General features: G+C 37.0%; 17 protein-coding genes, 1 pseudogene and 1 riboswitch. Of the genes and pseudogenes, 10 read left to right on the top strand and 8 right to left on the bottom strand.

From position 1 onward, the window contains the following. Positions 1-167: 167 nt before the first annotated feature. The 4 genes from rplM to KP710_RS01035 all read left to right on the top strand — a co-directional run bounded on the left by rplM (position 168) and on the right by KP710_RS01035 (position 2,269). Positions 168-596: a 50S ribosomal protein L13 gene (gene rplM / locus KP710_RS01050; RefSeq protein ID WP_005628896.1), complete on the top strand. Its 429-nt coding sequence runs from the start codon at positions 168-170 to the stop codon at positions 594-596. A gap of 16 nt (positions 597-612) precedes the next feature. Beyond that, on the top strand, positions 613-1,005 hold the full coding sequence (gene rpsI, locus KP710_RS01045) for a 30S ribosomal protein S9 (protein ID WP_005631594.1): 393 nt from the start codon (positions 613-615) through the stop codon (positions 1,003-1,005). 173 nt (positions 1,006-1,178) lie between these two features. Next, positions 1,179-1,817, top strand: a complete 639-nt coding sequence (gene sspA / locus KP710_RS01040; protein WP_005633569.1) for a stringent starvation protein SspA — start codon at positions 1,179-1,181, stop codon at positions 1,815-1,817. Continuing rightward, on the top strand, positions 1,817-2,269 hold the full coding sequence (locus KP710_RS01035; protein WP_215770858.1) for a ClpXP protease specificity-enhancing factor: 453 nt from the start codon (positions 1,817-1,819) through the stop codon (positions 2,267-2,269). Before sspA ends, KP710_RS01035 begins: the two co-directional genes overlap by 1 nt. Before the next feature lie 35 nt (positions 2,270-2,304). Here the strand turns inward: KP710_RS01035 and dxs are convergent, their stop codons facing one another. The 3 genes from dxs to xseB are packed head-to-tail and all read right to left on the bottom strand — an operon-like array spanning position 2,305 to position 5,366. Further along, positions 2,305-4,182 carry a 1-deoxy-D-xylulose-5-phosphate synthase gene (gene dxs / locus KP710_RS01030; RefSeq protein ID WP_215770857.1) on the bottom strand — a complete coding sequence of 626 codons (1,878 nt, stop codon included), beginning with the start codon at positions 4,180-4,182 and terminating at the stop codon, positions 2,305-2,307. A gap of 54 nt (positions 4,183-4,236) precedes the next feature. Then, positions 4,237-5,127 carry a (2E,6E)-farnesyl diphosphate synthase gene (gene ispA, locus KP710_RS01025; protein WP_215770856.1) on the bottom strand — a complete coding sequence of 297 codons (891 nt, stop codon included), beginning with the start codon at positions 5,125-5,127 and terminating at the stop codon, positions 4,237-4,239. Continuing rightward, complete coding sequence (gene xseB / locus KP710_RS01020) at positions 5,127-5,366, bottom strand: exodeoxyribonuclease VII small subunit (RefSeq protein ID WP_005628882.1); 240 nt, start codon at positions 5,364-5,366, stop codon at positions 5,127-5,129. The genes ispA and xseB overlap by 1 nt, the downstream gene beginning before the upstream one ends. Before the next feature lie 158 nt (positions 5,367-5,524). Between xseB and thiI the strand changes: the two genes are divergently transcribed. The 5 genes from thiI (at position 5,525) to moaE (ending at position 9,505) form a co-directional block, all read left to right on the top strand. Then, complete coding sequence (thiI, locus tag KP710_RS01015; RefSeq protein ID WP_215770855.1) at positions 5,525-6,976, top strand: tRNA uracil 4-sulfurtransferase ThiI; 1,452 nt, start codon at positions 5,525-5,527, stop codon at positions 6,974-6,976. 163 nt (positions 6,977-7,139) lie between these two features. Continuing rightward, a riboswitch (molybdenum cofactor riboswitch) is annotated at positions 7,140-7,281 on the top strand. Further along, positions 7,270-8,283, top strand: coding sequence for a GTP 3',8-cyclase MoaA (moaA, locus tag KP710_RS01010; RefSeq protein WP_140524461.1), 1,014 nt, complete (start codon positions 7,270-7,272; stop codon positions 8,281-8,283). (Overlaps the previous riboswitch by 12 nt.) Positions 8,284-8,313: 30 nt before the next feature. Next, positions 8,314-8,796 (top strand): cyclic pyranopterin monophosphate synthase MoaC, encoded by a 483-nt coding sequence (gene moaC, locus KP710_RS01005; RefSeq protein ID WP_140524463.1) that lies wholly within the window; start codon positions 8,314-8,316, stop codon positions 8,794-8,796. Positions 8,797-8,805: 9 nt separating this feature from the next. Then, positions 8,806-9,051, top strand: coding sequence for a molybdopterin synthase sulfur carrier subunit (moaD, locus tag KP710_RS01000; RefSeq protein WP_048953209.1), 246 nt, complete (start codon positions 8,806-8,808; stop codon positions 9,049-9,051). Position 9,052: 1 nt separating this feature from the next. Then, the gene (gene moaE, locus KP710_RS00995; protein WP_140524465.1) at positions 9,053-9,505 is read left to right on the top strand and encodes a molybdopterin synthase catalytic subunit MoaE; all 453 of its coding nucleotides are present in this window, start codon (positions 9,053-9,055) and stop codon (positions 9,503-9,505) included. A 42-nt stretch (positions 9,506-9,547) separates the two neighbouring features. On the opposite strand, the gene trpA is transcribed toward moaE, so the two are convergent. The 4 genes from trpA to KP710_RS00975 form a co-directional block, all read right to left on the bottom strand. Then, positions 9,548-10,354, bottom strand: a complete 807-nt coding sequence (gene trpA, locus KP710_RS00990) for a tryptophan synthase subunit alpha (protein ID WP_140524468.1) — start codon at positions 10,352-10,354, stop codon at positions 9,548-9,550. Beyond that, positions 10,354-11,550 carry a tryptophan synthase subunit beta gene (gene trpB, locus KP710_RS00985; RefSeq protein WP_140524471.1) on the bottom strand — a complete coding sequence of 399 codons (1,197 nt, stop codon included), beginning with the start codon at positions 11,548-11,550 and terminating at the stop codon, positions 10,354-10,356. The genes trpA and trpB overlap by 1 nt, the downstream gene beginning before the upstream one ends. Before the next feature lie 17 nt (positions 11,551-11,567). Next, entirely contained in the window at positions 11,568-12,326 is a 759-nt protein-coding gene (locus KP710_RS00980; protein ID WP_140524474.1) for an SDR family oxidoreductase, read from the bottom strand. A 175-nt stretch (positions 12,327-12,501) separates the two neighbouring features. Next, positions 12,502-13,086 carry an FMN-dependent NADH-azoreductase gene (locus KP710_RS00975; protein ID WP_140524476.1) on the bottom strand — a complete coding sequence of 195 codons (585 nt, stop codon included), beginning with the start codon at positions 13,084-13,086 and terminating at the stop codon, positions 12,502-12,504. Between the two features lie 285 nt (positions 13,087-13,371). Between KP710_RS00975 and KP710_RS00970 the strand changes: the two are divergent. Then, a pseudogene (locus KP710_RS00970) lies at positions 13,372-13,968 on the top strand (TGS domain-containing protein); the annotation flags it as partial. 73 nt (positions 13,969-14,041) lie between these two features. Here KP710_RS00970 and KP710_RS00965 read toward each other — a convergent pair. Beyond that, positions 14,042-16,822 carry a M16 family metallopeptidase gene (locus KP710_RS00965; protein WP_140524263.1) on the bottom strand — a complete coding sequence of 927 codons (2,781 nt, stop codon included), beginning with the start codon at positions 16,820-16,822 and terminating at the stop codon, positions 14,042-14,044. Positions 16,823-16,841 lie beyond the last annotated feature (19 nt).

Here is a 16,841-nt window from a genome sequence, read left to right as displayed (position 1 = left end):
AAATTAGCATTCATGAAATAAATATGTATAATACACCGACCCTGTAAATGTGCGAATTCCCATCGTACATTATTTTATCGAGATCTCACTCGAAGGGGTGACGATTAAGATCAATGGTTGTGTTCGTAAGAACACTGGGTATCAAACTAATTTTTGGTAATTAATTAATGAAAACTTTTGTAGCAAAACCAGAAACGGTTAAACGCGACTGGTACGTAGTAGATGCGACAGGTAAAACTTTAGGTCGTTTAGCGACTGAATTAGCACGTCGTCTTCGTGGTAAACACAAGGCTGAGTACACTCCACACGTAGATACTGGTGATTACATCATCGTTATCAACGCAGACAAAGTGGCAGTAACTGGTCGTAAAGAAACAGATAAACTTTACTACTGGCACACTGGCTATGTAGGTGGTATTAAACAAGCGACTTTTAAAGAAATGATCGCTCGCCGTCCTGAAGCAGTGATTGAAATTGCGGTTAAAGGTATGTTGCCAAAAGGTCCATTAGGCCGTGCAATGTTCCGTAAATTAAAAGTGTACGCAGGTGCTGAACACCAACACGCTGCACAACAACCACAAGTATTAGATATTTAATCACGAGGTTTAGAAAATGGCAGAGAATCAAAACTACGGCACAGGTCGCCGCAAAAGCTCTTCAGCTCGTGTATTTATCAAACCGGGCAGTGGTAAAATCACTATCAACCAACGTGAATTAGACGTTTACTTCGGCCGTGAAACTGCGCGCATGGTAGTACGTCAACCATTAGAATTGGTTGAATTAACTGATAAATTAGACCTATACATCACTGTTAAAGGTGGTGGTATTTCTGGTCAAGCGGGTGCAATCCGTCACGGTATCACTCGTGCATTGATGGAATACGATGAAACATTACGCCCAGCACTTCGTGCAGCTGGTTTCGTTACTCGTGACGCACGTCGCGTTGAACGTAAAAAAGTGGGTTTACACAAAGCACGTCGTCGTCCACAATACTCAAAACGTTAATTTTTATTTTCGTTTCGAAAAAGAAAAGCAGAGAGAAATCTCTGCTTTTTTGTTATCTAACTTATTGATTATAAAACAATAAAAAAGAATTGTTTGGCAAATGACTTACGCTTTGTGGTAGAATACACACCCCTTATAAAATATAGAATATTTTTGGATCTTCGGAGGAATAAATGTCCAGCGCATCAAGTAAACGTTCAGTAATGACCCTTTTTTCAAATAAAGATGATATTTACTGTCATCAGGTAAAAATTGTTTTAGCTGAAAAAGGTGTACTTTATGAGAACGAAGAAGTTGATTTGCAAGCATTACCAGAAGATTTAATGGAATTAAATCCGTATGCTACGGTGCCTACGTTAGTTGATCGTGATCTTGTTTTGTTTAGTTCACGAATTATTATGGAATATCTTGACGAGCGTTTTCCACATCCACCATTAATGCAAGTGTATCCAGTTTCTCGAGCAAAAGATCGTCTTTTGATGTTACGAATTGAACAAGATTGGTATCCAACCCTCAAGAAAGCAGAAAATGGCACAGAAAGTGAAAAAGCTGAAGCGCTCAAACAATTAAAAGAAGAACTTTTAGCAATCACACCAGTTTTCCAGCAAACGCCTTATTTCATGAATGAAGAGTTTGGTTTAGTGGATTGTTACGTTGCCCCATTGTTATGGAAATTAAAACATTTAGGCGTGGAATTTACAGGTCCAGGTAGTAAACCGATTAAGGGATATATGGATCGTGTATTTAGTCGAGATTCATTCTTGCAGTCTGTAGGTGAGGCTGCACCAAAAAATTTGATGGATGATAAATAATGGAATATAAATCTTCCCCTAAGCGCCCTTATTTATTGCGCGCCTATTATGATTGGCTAGTAGATAATAGTTTCACGCCTTATTTAGTTGTTGATGCGACTTACTTAGGTGTGAATGTTCCTGTCGAATATGTAAAAGATGGACAGATTGTATTGAACTTGTCTGCTAATGCTACGGGCAATTTACAACTTACAAATGATTTCATCCAGTTTAATGCGAGATTCAAAGGGGTTTCTCGTGAACTGTATATTCCAATGGGCGCAGCGCTTGCGATCTATGCTCGTGAAAATGGTGATGGCGTGATGTTTGAGCCAGAAGAGGTTTACGATGAACTTAATTCTGAGCCAGATACAGAGCAACCAACTAGTTTTCATGAAGTAGTAGATAGCCCTAAAAAGCGAGAAGAAAAAAAGAAAACAAAATCAGTTTCCCATTTAAGAATTGTTGATTAAGAAAAAACGCGATGAAGTTATCATCGCGTTTATTTTTATAAATTACCTTGTTTTTCAATAAAGTTGAGAATTTTTTCTTCAATTCCTTTTGAATCTAATCCCAAATCTTTCAATGCCTCTTGCTGTGTTGCTTGTGGAATAAAATAATCTGGCAAACCAATCTGTAAAAGTGCGGTTGATTTTCCAGATGAATTTAGCACTTCAGCAACCGCAGATCCCGCTCCACCTTGAATTGCATTTTCTTCTAATGTGACTAGATAATCATGAGTCTGTGCAAGCACATTAATCATTTCAATATCAATCGGTTTCACAAAACGCATATCGACAACTGTTGCATTGAGTTTTTCTGATGCCTCTAAGGCTGACGGTAATAGGGTACCAAAATTTAAAATCGCAATTTTTTGACCTTCTCGAATTAAACGTGATTTACCGATAGGAAGCATTTCTAAAGGTGTTAGTTCAACACCAATGGCATTTCCGCGAGGATAGCGCACTGCCGCTGGTTTCCCACATTGATAACCTGTATAGAGCATTTGACGGCATTCATTTTCATCACTTGGTGTCATGATGATCATATTTGGAATACAACGCATAAAGCTGAGATCAAATGCTCCTTGGTGTGTTGGGCCATCAGCGCCTACGATACCTGCGCGATCAATCGCAAATAATACAGGCAGATTTTGAATAGCAACATCGTGAATCAATTGGTCGTAAGCACGTTGTAGAAATGTCGAGTAAATCGCAACTACGGGTTTATATCCGCCAATAGCAAGTCCAGTAGCAAACGTGACGGCGTGTTGTTCAGCAATCGCCACATCAAAATATTGTTCTGGAAAACGCTGAGAAAACTCAACCATGCCAGAACCTTCGCGCATTGCTGGTGTGATACCAATAATTTTGGAGTCTTTTTCTGCCATTTCGCATAGCCAATCACCAAAAATTTTCGAATAAGTTGGTTTAGTATTGTGTTTAGGTAATTCTCCACTGATTGGGTCAAATTTTGGTACGCCGTGGAAACCAATTGGATCTTTTTCTGCGGGCGCATATCCTTTACCTTTTTTTGTTTTTATATGTAAGAATTGTGGTCCCTTCAGATTACGCATATTCGTAAGTGTTGCCACTAATTCGTCAATATTATGCCCATCCACTGGGCCAATATAATTAAAACCGAGTTCTTCAAATAATGTACTTTCTGGAGAGAACATAACTCCTTTCATATGTTCTTCGGTTTTTTTCATAAAGTTTTTTACAGGTGGAACTTTATCGAGAATTTTTTTACTTCCATCTCGTAATGTGGAGTAGATAGAACCAGAGAAAATACGAGCAAGGTGATTATTCAATGCGCCGACATTTTCTGAAATAGACATTTCATTGTCATTTAAAATGACCAGCATATCAGTGTGAACAGAACCTGCGTGATTCAGCGCTTCAAAAGCCATTCCTGCAGTAATTGCTCCGTCACCGATGACGCATACCGTTTTTCTACCTGCATTTTCTCGTTCTGCGGCGACAGCAATACCTAATCCAGCACTAATAGAAGTAGAGGAGTGGCCAACGCTTAATACGTCAAATTCACTTTCTTCACGCCAAGGGAAAGGATGAATACCGTCTTTTTGGCGAATTGTGGACATTTGATCTCGACGACCGGTTAAAATTTTATGTGGATAAGCTTGGTGTCCAACATCCCAAATTAACTGATCAAATGGTGTTTTATACACGTAATGCAGTGCAACGGTTAGCTCTACAGTGCCTAAACCTGATGCTAAATGCCCGCTAGTTTGACTAACTGATTCTAAAAGATAATCGCGTAATTCTTGGCAGAGTTGTGGTAGCTGATCTTTATTTAAAAGACGCAGATCTTCTGGTGAATTAATCAAAGATAATAAGGGGTAATTGTTCATATTGTTAGTCATTTTAAAAACGTTATAATTTTTGACCGCACTTTGTCAGCATTGATGCGGTCGACATTAACTTTTTCTAGTAATAATGAATTCAGCTAATGCACGAAGTGCGGTCGTATCAAAAGGAATTTTTTCTAATTCAGACAAAGCAGTTTGATATAGCTCTTGAGCTTTTTGCTTTGCGCTACTTAACCCAAGTAATTTGGGATACGTACTTTTATCTAAATCAAGATCAGCGCCGACTTGTTTTCCAATTTCAGCGCTATCACCTTCAATATCTAAAATATCGTCTTGAACTTGAAAGGCTAAGCCAATGGCTTCCGCATATTGTGTTAAGGATTGTTCTAACGTTTTGTCGGTAAAATGCGGAGAACAAATAAAACCTAATTTTAATGCAGCAATCAGCAATGCGCCCGTTTTGTTACGATGGATTAATTCTAATTCGCTTAAACTAATTTGTTTATGTTCAGAGATAAGATCTAAACTTTGCCCTAAGCACATTCCTTGTACGCCAGAACCCTGAGCTAAAATTTTAACTAAAGCCAGTTTTTGTTCAGAAGAAATATTTGGCGTTTTAGTTAACATTTCAAAAGCAAAACTTTGCAGCGCATCGCCCGCAAGAATAGCCGTAGCTTCATCAAATTGGATATGACAAGTTGGATGCCCACGACGTAGATTGTCATCATCCATTGCAGGTAAATCATCGTGAATTAAGGAATAGGCATGAATGGCTTCAATAGCAGCGGCAGCGTAATCTAAGGTTTGTTTCTCAGCCCCAAGCATTTGACCTGTTGCGTAAACTAAAAAAGGTCTAACCCGTTTACCACCAAGTAATAATGCGTATTTCATCGCGTCAAGCAAAGGTGCATTATAACTTTCAATACCCTCAAATTGGGCTTCTAAAAAGCGATTGATACGAGTTTGAACCTGCTGTAATTCTTCAGAAAAGTTACCCATTAAGCATTCCCTTCATAATCATTCAGTGGGGCATCTTCAGTTTTTTGCAATAAGATCTGAATACGTTGTTCTGCTTGTTGTAAACGTTCTTGCCCTAACTTAGCCAGTTGCACACCTTGTTCAAATTCTTTTAACGCTTCTTCTAACGGCAGATCGCCATTTTCTAAATGTGTAACAATATTTTCTAACTGCGCTAATGTTGTCTCAAAATCTTGCGAAGATGCGGGTTTACGCGCCATGGAATTATCCTTTTTCACGGTAAAAATTGCTTGCCATTGTACTGTATTTTACTTGAGTTGTTAAAAAATTATTTCAAGCTAGGACCAGTGGACTTTTCACTATCTTTGCGTAAAATACTCGCCACTTTAAATACCCAAGAAATGCCCAAGCTATTTATATGAAATTTATCGTTAAACTTTTTCCTGAAATTATGATTAAGAGCGAAACTGTTCGTAAACGTTTCGCAAAAATTTTAACCTCTAATATCCGCAATATTTTACAGAAATATGATGAAGAAACTGCAGTTGTACGTCACTGGGATTACATTGAAGTGCGGTCAAAAAATGAAGAAAATCGTGAAGAATTAATCGCCTTGTTACAACGTATTCCTGGTATTCATCATTTTTTAGAAGTTGAAGAAAAACCGTTTACCGATTTACATCATATTTTTGAATTGACGCTTGCTGATGTCGCTCAACAACTTCAAGGAAAAACCTTTTGCGTTCGAGTAAAACGTAAGGGAAAACATAAATTTAGTTCTATTGAAGCAGAACGTTATATCGGCGGTGGATTAAATCAACACATTGAAAGCGCAAAAGTGCGGTTGAAAAATCCAGATGTGACCGTTCGTATTGATATTGAAGATGACAAAATGATGTTAGTTAAAGCACGTCATGCAGGCATTGGCGGTTATCCGATTGGGACGCAAGAGGATGTGCTTTCTTTGATTTCGGGGGGATTTGATTCAGGTGTATCGAGTTACATGTTGATTCGTCGTGGTTCTCGAGTTCATTATTGTTTCTTTAATCTTGGCGGTGCAGCCCATGAAATTGGCGTAAAACAAATGGCTTATCATATTTGGCAACGCTATAGCGCTTCACATAAAGTACGCTTTATTGCGATTAACTTTGAAGGGGTTGTCGGTGAGATTTTAGAGAAAGTCGATAACGGCCAAATGGGCGTTGTATTAAAACGGATGATGGTGCGAGCCGCAAGTAAAGTCGCTCAACGTTTTAATATTGAAGCGATTGTGACAGGGGAGGCATTAGGACAAGTATCTAGCCAAACTTTAACCAATTTACGCTTGATTGATGAAGCCGCTGATGCCTTAGTATTACGCCCGTTAATTACGCATGATAAAGAACAAATTATCGCGATGGCGAAAGAAATTGGCACTGACGATATTGCAAAATCTATGCCTGAATTTTGTGGTGTGATTTCAAAAAATCCTACGATCAAAGCTGTTCGTGAAAAGATTTTAGAAGAAGAGGGGCATTTTAATTTCGAGATTCTTGAAAGTGCGGTGCAAAATGCGAAATATTTAGATATTCGCCAGATTGCAGAAGAAACAGAAAAAGAAGTGATAGAAGTTGAGGCTATTTCTATATTAGGCGAAAATGAAGTGATTTTGGATATTCGTAGCCCAGAAGAAACGGATGAAAATCCATTTGAATCAGATACACATGAAGTCATTCAAATGCCGTTCTACAAACTTTCTTCTCAATTTGGTAGCCTTGATCAAAGTAAAAATTACGTGTTGTATTGTGAACGTGGTGTGATGAGCAAATTACAAGCCTTATATTTGAAAGAAAATGGTTTTTCAAATGTGCAAGTTTTCTCAAAAAAATAATGTTTAAATTTACTATATATTAGTAAGCGTATATGTTGTTTTAAAGTACCATTATGTATTTTTTTATATAATTAATTTTTAAGAATTTATATAAATTTTGTTTTTCATCAAAATTAGTAATTGTGTTAGCGAAGTGAAATCTTTTAAAATCACGAGCAATAAATTTTACGCATAACTCCGAGCTTGTTGACCTACGTTTATATTCAAAATAGGGTCGCAATGCCAATAACGATGTTTGTTATTCAGGGATACGCTGGAAACGGTTTATCCTCTCCATATTAGAAAGGTGTCACATGCAATCAATTCCCATTAAAGACATAGGGAACGTGGGATTAGTCGATGCGTTCCAGCGTGCCTATTATTATTTACGACTGTCAATAACTGATCAGTGTAACTTTCGTTGTAACTATTGTTTACCCAATGGTTATCAGCCTGAAGCAAACAAACCAAGTTTTCTTACCTTAAGTGAAATTGTTCGTGTCGCAGAAGCATTTGCTGCTATGGGGACAGAAAAGATTCGTTTAACTGGTGGAGAACCCACTTTACGTAAAGATTTTATTACGATTGCTGAAAATGTAGCGAATGTAAGTGGCATTCGTCAGTTAGCTTTAACTACAAATGGCTATCGTATGGCAAAAGATGTAGATGCTTGGCAACGTGCGGGCATTACTTCCATTAATGTTAGTGTTGATAGCCTTGATCCTAAAATGTTTCATCAAATTACAGGAATTAATAAATTTGATGAGGTGATGAGAGGAATTGAGCGAGCCTTTGAGATTGGTTATAAAAAAGTTAAAGTCAATTCAGTATTGATGAAAAATTTAAATGATCATGAATTCAATCAATTTTTAGCTTGGGTAAAGAATCGACCAATCCAAATGCGCTTTATTGAGCTAATGCAAACGGGAGAAATGGATAGTTTCTTTCATCACCACCATCTTTCTGGTGAAATTTTAGTCAAGAAATTATTAGAGCAAGGTTGGCAATTACAACAAAAAGCTATAACAGATGGTCCTGCAAAGGTATTTAAACATCCTGATTATATGGGTGAGATAGGATTGATCATGCCATATGAAAAGAATTTCTGTGCAAGTTGTAATCGTCTTCGTGTGTCAGCAAAAGGAAAATTACATCTTTGTTTATTTGGTGAAGAGGGGATTGAACTGCGCGATCTTTTACGTTCAGATGATCAGCAATCAATTTTACAGGCTCGGATTTTTTCTGCGCTTCAAGGTAAGCGTGAACACCATTACTTACACCAAGGCGACACCGGCATTCGTCAGCATTTAGCATCTATCGGTGGATAAATTTCTTAAAATTAACCTCACTTTTAAATTATGAAAACATTTACGCATATCAATAGCCAAGGTGAAGCCAATATGGTGGATGTTTCTGGCAAAATAGAAACCGTACGCGAAGCACGTGCAGAAGCTTTGGTGACAATGGCGCCTGAAACTTTAACTATGATTCTTAGTGGGCAGCATCATAAAGGTGATGTTTTTGCAACTGCGCGTATTGCAGGTATTCAAGCAGCTAAACGAACATGGGAATTAATTCCGCTTTGTCATCCTTTGCTACTTTCTAAAGTAGAGGTCAATCTTGAACCTTTAGTGGAAAAACACCAAGTACGAATTGAGTCTTTATGTAAACTTTCGGGAAAAACTGGCGTAGAAATGGAAGCATTAACAGCGGTAAGTGTTGCTGCTTTAACTATTTATGACATGTGTAAGGCTGTTCAAAAAGATATGGTTATTGAATATGTACGTTTATTGGAAAAAAGTGGTGGAAAATCAGGTCACTTTGTTGCCCAATATAAATAGGGAAATAACATGCTAAAAGTATTATTTTTTGCTCAAACACGAGAATTAATTGGTGTAGATGAACTTTCTATTGAGGCAGAATTTACAACAGCTGATAAATTACGTGAACATTTAGCGCAAAAAGGTGATAAATGGGCATTAGCTTTAGAAAAAGAAAAACTGCTAGTTGCGATAAATCAAACCTTAATGCCTCTTGAAAGTGCGGTAAAATCAGGTGATGAAATTGCATTTTTTCCACCAGTAACAGGGGGATAAGATGAGTAATGTTCATATTTCAGTACAGGAAGCTGAGTTTGATCAAAATGCAGTTTATCATTGGCTTTCTGAATCTCACTCTGTTGGTGCAACAGTAATTTTTATTGGAAAAGTTCGTGATCTTAATCTAGGTGATGATGTTTCAAGTCTATACTTAGAACATTATCCTGCAATGACTGAAAAAGCACTACAAGAAATTATTTCTGAAGCACAATCCCGCTGGAATATCCAACGGGTTAGTGTGATTCATCGAGTAGGATTATTGCATACGGGGGATGAAATTGTATTAGTAGGAATAAGCTCTGCTCACCGTGGCGATGCCTATCATGCAAATGAATTTATTATGGATTATCTAAAATCTAAGGCACCTTTTTGGAAAAAAGAACAAACCAACAAAGGGGAGCGCTGGATAGAGGCGAGAGATTCAGATAAAGAAGCATTAAAGAAATGGTAATAAAAAAGCGGTGGATTTCACCGCTTTTTGGTATTTTATAAGTTATTTTGTTGCGGCTTTCATCGCTTGAACAAATTCGGCTAATTCAGCTAAACATTGCTCGTGATTATCTAAATTCTGCTCAATGATTTTCACCGTTGCAGAACCTGAAATCGCACCTGCGCCCCCCAAAGTCAATGCTTCTTTAACTTGTTCTGGTTGAGCAATGCCGAAGCCTTGTAAAATTGGTGGAGCATTATTAGCCTTAAGTTGTTCTACAAGGGTATCTAAATTCGTTGCATGGGCTTGATTTTCTGCACTGGTTACGCCTGCGCGTGAGACTAAATAGGTATATCCTTCGCTATTTTGTGCTACACCTTGGATCGTTTTCTCATCCGCATTTGGTGGGCAAATAAATACCGGTTGAATGCCGTGTTTTTTGGCTGCTTGTACATAATCTTCTTTTGCGAGTAACGGAATATCTGCCACAAGCACAGCATCAATACCGACTTCTGCACAACGTTGATAAAAAGCATCTAGGCTTTTGGCAAAAATTAAATTGGCACAAAGTAATAAGCTAATCGGAATCTCTGGATATTTTGACCGCACTTTTTCTAATAACTTAAAGCTATCTTCAGTACTATGGCCTGCAGTTAAAGCACGATTATTCGCAGCTTGAATAACTGGGCCATCGAGTAGCGGATCGGAAAAAGGAAAACCAAGCTCTAAAGCATCCGCACCGTTATCCACAAGCGTACAAATAATGTCAAAAGAGCGGTCAAAAGTAGGGTCACATAAGGTGACGAAAGGAACAAATGCCCCTTCATTTTTTGCTTTAAGCGTAGCAAATTGAGTTTCAAAACGGCTCATTATTTCATTCCTTTTTCTGTCAAAATTTTATCTACGGTGAAAATATCTTTATCGCCACGACCAGATAGATTCACGACTAAAATTTGTTCTTTATTAGGTTCTTGATGAATCATTTTTAGGGCTTGAGCAAGAGCGTGTGAGCTTTCTAATGCAGGAATAATACCTTCATGTTTAGCTAATTCCTGGAAAGCATTCAATGCTTCATCATCGGTAATACTTGGATATTCTGCACGTCCAATGCTTTGTAAATAAGCATGTTGAGGTCCAACAGAAGGGAAGTCTAACCCAGCTGAAACAGAGTAGGATTCCTCTACTTGACCATCTTCCGTTTGCATTAAAGGGGATTTCATCCCGAAATAAATGCCCACCTTTGCATGACCTAATGGCGCGCCATGTTCACCGCTTTCAATGCCTTTACCCGCAGGTTCAACGCCAATCAAACGCACATTTGGTTCATCAATAAAATCAGTAAACATACCAATTGCGTTAGAACCACCGCCAACAGCAGCAATCACTGTATCAGGTAAACGACCTTCTCGTTCGAGAATTTGACGTTTCGTCTCAATTCCAATCATTTTTTGAAATTCTCTCACAATCGTCGGGAAGGGATGAGGGCCTGCCGCCGTTCCAAGTAAATAATGGGTGGTTTCATAGTTTGCTGACCAATCACGCATAGCCTCACAACAGGCATCTTTTAAAGAACAAGAGCCTTTTTGTACAGGAATCACTTCCGCGCCCATTAAACGCATACGAAATACATTCGGCGATTGACGCTCAACATCCTTTGCGCCCATATAAATACGGCATGGCATATCTAACATAGCACAAGCAAGAGCAGTAGCAACACCATGCTGACCCGCACCTGTTTCCGCAATAATACGTGTTTTACCCATGCGTTTAGCTAATAAAATTTGCCCTAATACTTGGTTAGTTTTATGAGCGCCGCCGTGTAATAAATCTTCACGTTTAAGATAGATTTTTGCTTTAGTGCCTTTTGTTAGGTTGCGACAAAGGGTAAGTGCGGTCGGTCTTCCCGCATAATTTTTGAGTAAACCTTGAAATTCACGTTGGAATTCAGGATCGTCTTTCGCTTCTACAAATGCTCTCTCAAGCTGTTTAAGCACTGGCACGAGTATTTCTGGTACGTACATACCACCAAACTCGCCAAAATAGGGATTTAAAAGAGTCTCTGACATTGTGTTTCCTTATTGTTTTAATTTGAATTTCTTGCCACATTAAGAGGTGCAAAAGTTTGAGCAGTTGGCATCACTTCAATGCGATTAATATTAACGTGTTCTGGTTGTTGATTGAGCCATAAAACCATGTTTGCAATATCTTGTGGTGTAACGTATTGCACATTTTCATAAACTTTTTCTGCTCGTTCATCATCACCTTTAAAGCGCACATTAGAAAATTCTGTTCCACCACAAAGGCCCGGCTCTAAGTTTGTTACACGAATATTTTTACCCGCGAGATCGGCCCTTAGATTTAAACTAAATTGCTTAACAAAAGCTTTCGTACCACCATATACATTACCACCCGGGTAAGCATAATTACCTGCTATTGAACCAATATTTATAATATGGCCCATATTTCGTACAACCATTTGAGGCAAAACGAATCGAGTAATATTCACCGATCCTTTAATATTGGTATCAATCATTTGTTCCCAATCATCTAGATTCGCTTTATCGGCAGATTCTAAGCCAAGAGCCAATCCTGCGTTATTAACGAGTAAATCAATATTTTTCCATTGTGTAGGTAAAGATGTAATTGCTTCTTGAGTCGCTAGTCGATCAGATATATCGAAAGCAAGAGGAAGAAATTTTTCACCCAATTCAGCTTTTAATGAAGCCAAACGTTTACTACGACGGCCGGTACCAATTACAAAATATCCAGCTTGAATAAGCGTTCTACAGATTGCAGTACCAAATCCTGCAGTAGCGCCAGTAATAAGGGCAATTTTAGACATCATTTTCTCCTTTCTTATGTAGAATATTTTTATACTACTACACTAGTACAAAAAAATATATAAATTTATGAAGAAAATGTAGGAATTTTATTTTCTATAAAAAAACTACACCAGAAGTATTTGAATCTATCTAGTGCAGTCATTTTATAAGTTTTAGGTGAAATAAAATTAAGGCTTAAAGAGTGGTAATAATTTCATTAATTTTTGCTTTTGCTGATACTTGTGCTTTTTCAATGGCTTCAGCGCCTAATCCGATACCTTTTGCATAGACAAATTTTACATCGGTGATACCAATAAAGCCCAAAATAGCTTTCATATACTGGGTCACCAAATTTTCTTCATCATACAACCCACCAAATGCACATAACACAATCGCTTTTTTACCTTTTAATAACCCTTCAGGGCCGTTTGCCGTATATTGGAAAGTAACACGTGGACGTGCGATAAAATCAAAATAAGTCTTTAATTGTGTTGGAATGCCAAGATTATACATTGGCGCACCAATAACCAAAGTATCTGCATTTTTTAATTCGGAGACTAATTCATCGGAAAGTGCAAGAAGTTGTTTTTCTTCATTATTTTTAGGTTCACCGCGTACAGCTGTTGCTGCTGTGGCATCAAAATATGGAAGTGGTTGTTGGGCTAGATCGCGTACCACAATATGATTACCTTGTAATTTTTCGATAACATAATCGGCTAATTGATTGGTCTGGGCGTTATTTCCTGAAATGCTAGATTTTAATACTAATACGTTGCTCATTTTTATTCCTTAACTGGGTATTTAAAAAGTGCGGTTATTCTAGCCTTTATTTTTAGGATATAAAGCCCCTAGCTAGAAAAACATTATTTCCTTTCTGTAAAATATGTGCATTTATTTAATAATACGTCAAGAAAGTGATAGAACTTGCCACGCATTTTTTGCCTAATTTCGCTCGTTCAATGGTAGGAATGAAGCCAAGTAGAGAAAAAGTGCGGTTAATTTTTATAGAATTTTAAACGAACACGTCACCTTTCGTATGGGTGACCACTGTATAAGGAAAAAACAATGCCAATTATTACTTTACTTGACGGTTTCCAACGTCAATTCGATCATCCTGTTTCTGTTCTTGAAGTCGCACAAGATATTGGTGCGGGTCTTGCTAAAGCTACTATCGCAGGCCGTGTAAATGGTGAGCGTCGTGATGCATGCGATGTTATCGACCAAGATGCAACGCTTGAAATCATTACCGCTAAAGATGAAGATGGTTTAGAAATTATTCGCCACTCATGTGCACACTTGTTTGGTCACGCCATTAAACAATTATTCCCAGATGTAAAAATGGCAATCGGTCCAACTATTGAAAATGGTTTCTACTATGACATTGATTTAGACCGCTCTTTAACGCAAGAAGATTTAGATGCCATCGAAAAACGTATGTTGGAATTGGCAAAAACCAATTATGACGTCGTGAAAAAACGTGTTACTTGGCAAGAAGCGTGTGATACCTTTGAAAAACGTGGCGAGCCATACAAAATGGCAATTTTAGATGAAAACATTGAACGTACTGCAACGCCTGCGTTATATCATCATTTAGAATATATTGATATGTGCCGTGGCCCACACGTGCCAAATATGCGTTTCTGTCAGCATTTCAAATTACAAAATTAACGGTGATTGTTTAATCGATCACCGTTATTTTTATCTGTTTCAGATCTATTGAGATTTCATTTATTTTCTAATCAGTAGTTGCTTTTAATACGCTGACAAATCTGCCTGATTTTTTTAGGGCTTTTTGCGCCAACGCGTCTATTGCAGATTTTGTCGCTAACTGATCTAAATGTTGATAGGTGTAAATAGCATTTGGATTATCTTGTTGCCAGTAACTTTCTTCAATAATCGAAGCAACTGAAACTAAAGAATCAAATTCGCGTCGAATCTGAGTATGTTGTTCTGCTAGTTTTTTACGTAATAAATTTTCATCAATGCCATTTTTTACAATATCATCTAGCACCTGATTTGTAATATGCGTAAGTTCTTCTACTCGCTTAGGATCGCAACTAAATTCAATTTTTCCCTCAATTTGTGGTGTATGAACATCTTGCATAAACCAACTATTTACAGAATAAACACCTGAAACTTTTTCACGTAGAATTAAGCGTAATTTTTCTTGCACAATATCCGCAAGAATATTGAATAAATATTTTTGTTCCGCTCGCCAAGTATTATCTGCGGTAAGGTATATTTCTACATCAGCTCTCGGTTCTTTCAAGCCATTCATAATAAATGATTGAGTTGGTGTATGAATAATAGTTGGGATAAAGTGACGTATCTGAGTTTTTGATTCAACAGAAGCTAAATAACGTTCTGCCAATTTCTTTACTTGATTAAGTTCAATATCACCAATAATAAAATAGGTAAAATCTGTTTTATCTAAAATATAACGTTGATAAGTGTTACTTAATTGGTTTTTATCAAATGCTAATTGCTGTGCTTGTTTTTGAGTATAGACAGTTTCAATATTTGGAAAGCGTAGTTTTGAAACGGCTTTCATAAATTGTGTTTCTAAATCAATCTGTTTGAAATAATCACGGGTTTCACGTCGATATTTTTCTAAGGCAAGATCAGATATAGGAGAAGAACGTAATTTTAAGCGAAACAATGTCAGTAAATTTTCCAAATCTTTAGGTTTAGATACACCAGTAAAACCTTGTTTATCATCATCAATCACAGTTGCAATTACCAATGGATCGCGCGAAAAAATTTGATTAACCGCAGAAAGAGAAAGTTCTCCAACACCTGTTTCATCAACTACACTAACGGCAGCACGTAATAAGTGATAGTCCTTATCTGGGATAGAACGTAAACCACCTTGAGTAACAGCACGAAAATGTACTTGATTTGGAGTTTTGTCACTATAGTGGTAGATCAATTTACTTCCATTACTTAACCGAAATTCATAAATATCGCCGCGATCCCAGTATTTTTCTTGAGAAAGTGAGCCTGTGTTAAATATTAAGTGCGGTAATTTTTCGAGTTGTTTTTCTTCATCCCATTGATGTTGTTGCATTTTCATTGCATTGTTCCAACGAGTTTCTATTTCTGCTATATCAAAAGGCAAGGCTTTTTGTGGCAAGGGTTGAGTGATTAATAATAATTTTGCTTTTAATGCTAAGGTTTGATTTAACGTGCGTTGTAAATCAGCTAATGTAATTTGGGATAAAAAACGTTTATTGAGTTCATAACGATCATTTACGCTCAATACTACTTGTTTATTTGCCACAGAAGTAATGAGATCATCGGCAATTTTTAAACTACCAGAATGAATATTTAATTGTTTTTCATTGAGTTGAGTTAAGCGCTTAATCTCGCCGTTTAATTCATTTTGAGTAAAACCTTGTTGTTTTATACTGGCAATAAAGGCAAATAATTTATCTATCGTTTTTGAATATTGTGTATCTATAAGCTGGAGAGAAAAAATGCTTTGTAGCGTTTCTTTACCTAAATGAGTACGATAAAAATTCGCAGAATCTACTCCATTTTCTGTTTCCTTTTCCCATTGCTGTAAACGTAAGTTAAGTAATCGAGTGGTAATTTGATGAATTAATTCTTGTTTATAACTCGCTAATGTATTGGTTTCAATTGTATTTTCAAAAAAACTTAATTCAATACTCGGAATTGTTGTGCCTTGTTCAGAAATAGAATCTAGTCGCCATTTGTTGATAAGAGGAATATTAAAATCAATTTTTTCCAATGTTGTTTTAGTAATTGGATTTTCTTGGGATAGGCTTTGTTTTAATAATTTTACTACTTGTTTTGTATCAATATCGCCTACAATAATTACTGACATATTATCTGGTCGATACCATTTGTGGTAAAAATCAGCTACGCGTTTAGCTGAAATTGTTTTAATAATATCCATATCTCCAATAGGATCACGCAACACATAACGAGAACCAGCCATTTCAATAGCACTTTTCTTATTGCCAATACGTAGCATTGGGCTTAAACGTCTCCGCCATTCTTCTTGTACTACGCCACGTTCGCCGTCCACATCTTTAGGCAAAAAAGTAATATTATTCATCCATTCATTGATGACATCAAAAGCCAATTCTAATTTTTGCTGATTGTTGCTATCTAAATTTAAAGTATAGACTGTATTTTCAAAATCGGTGAAAGCATTAATATCTCGTGCAAACTTCATTCCAAGTTTTTCTAACGCATTAATAATTTGATTTTCCGGATATTTCTTTGAGCCATTAAATGCCATATGCTCAACTAAATGAGCAATGCCTTTTTGATCGTCATCTTCATGCATTGACCCAGCATTGATCACTAATCGAATATAAACGCGTTCTTTGGGTTCAGTATTTTTTAATACAAAGTATTGCAGACCATTTGATAGTTTACCGTGCTGAATATTTGGATCAAAAGGTAAATCACTATTGGGTGATAGATTCAGTGATTGACAAGCAATTAACGAAAAGATAAGCAAAAAAAGTGCGGTTATTTTTTTCATTATTTTCACCTGATAAAAA

The organism is Haemophilus sp. SZY H35, assembly GCF_018829705.1.
Taxonomy (GTDB): Bacteria; Pseudomonadota; Gammaproteobacteria; order Enterobacterales; family Pasteurellaceae; genus Haemophilus; species Haemophilus haemolyticus_K.
Note: the sequence above shows the minus strand (reverse complement) of the source record. Positions and strands in the feature narration are given on the sequence as shown.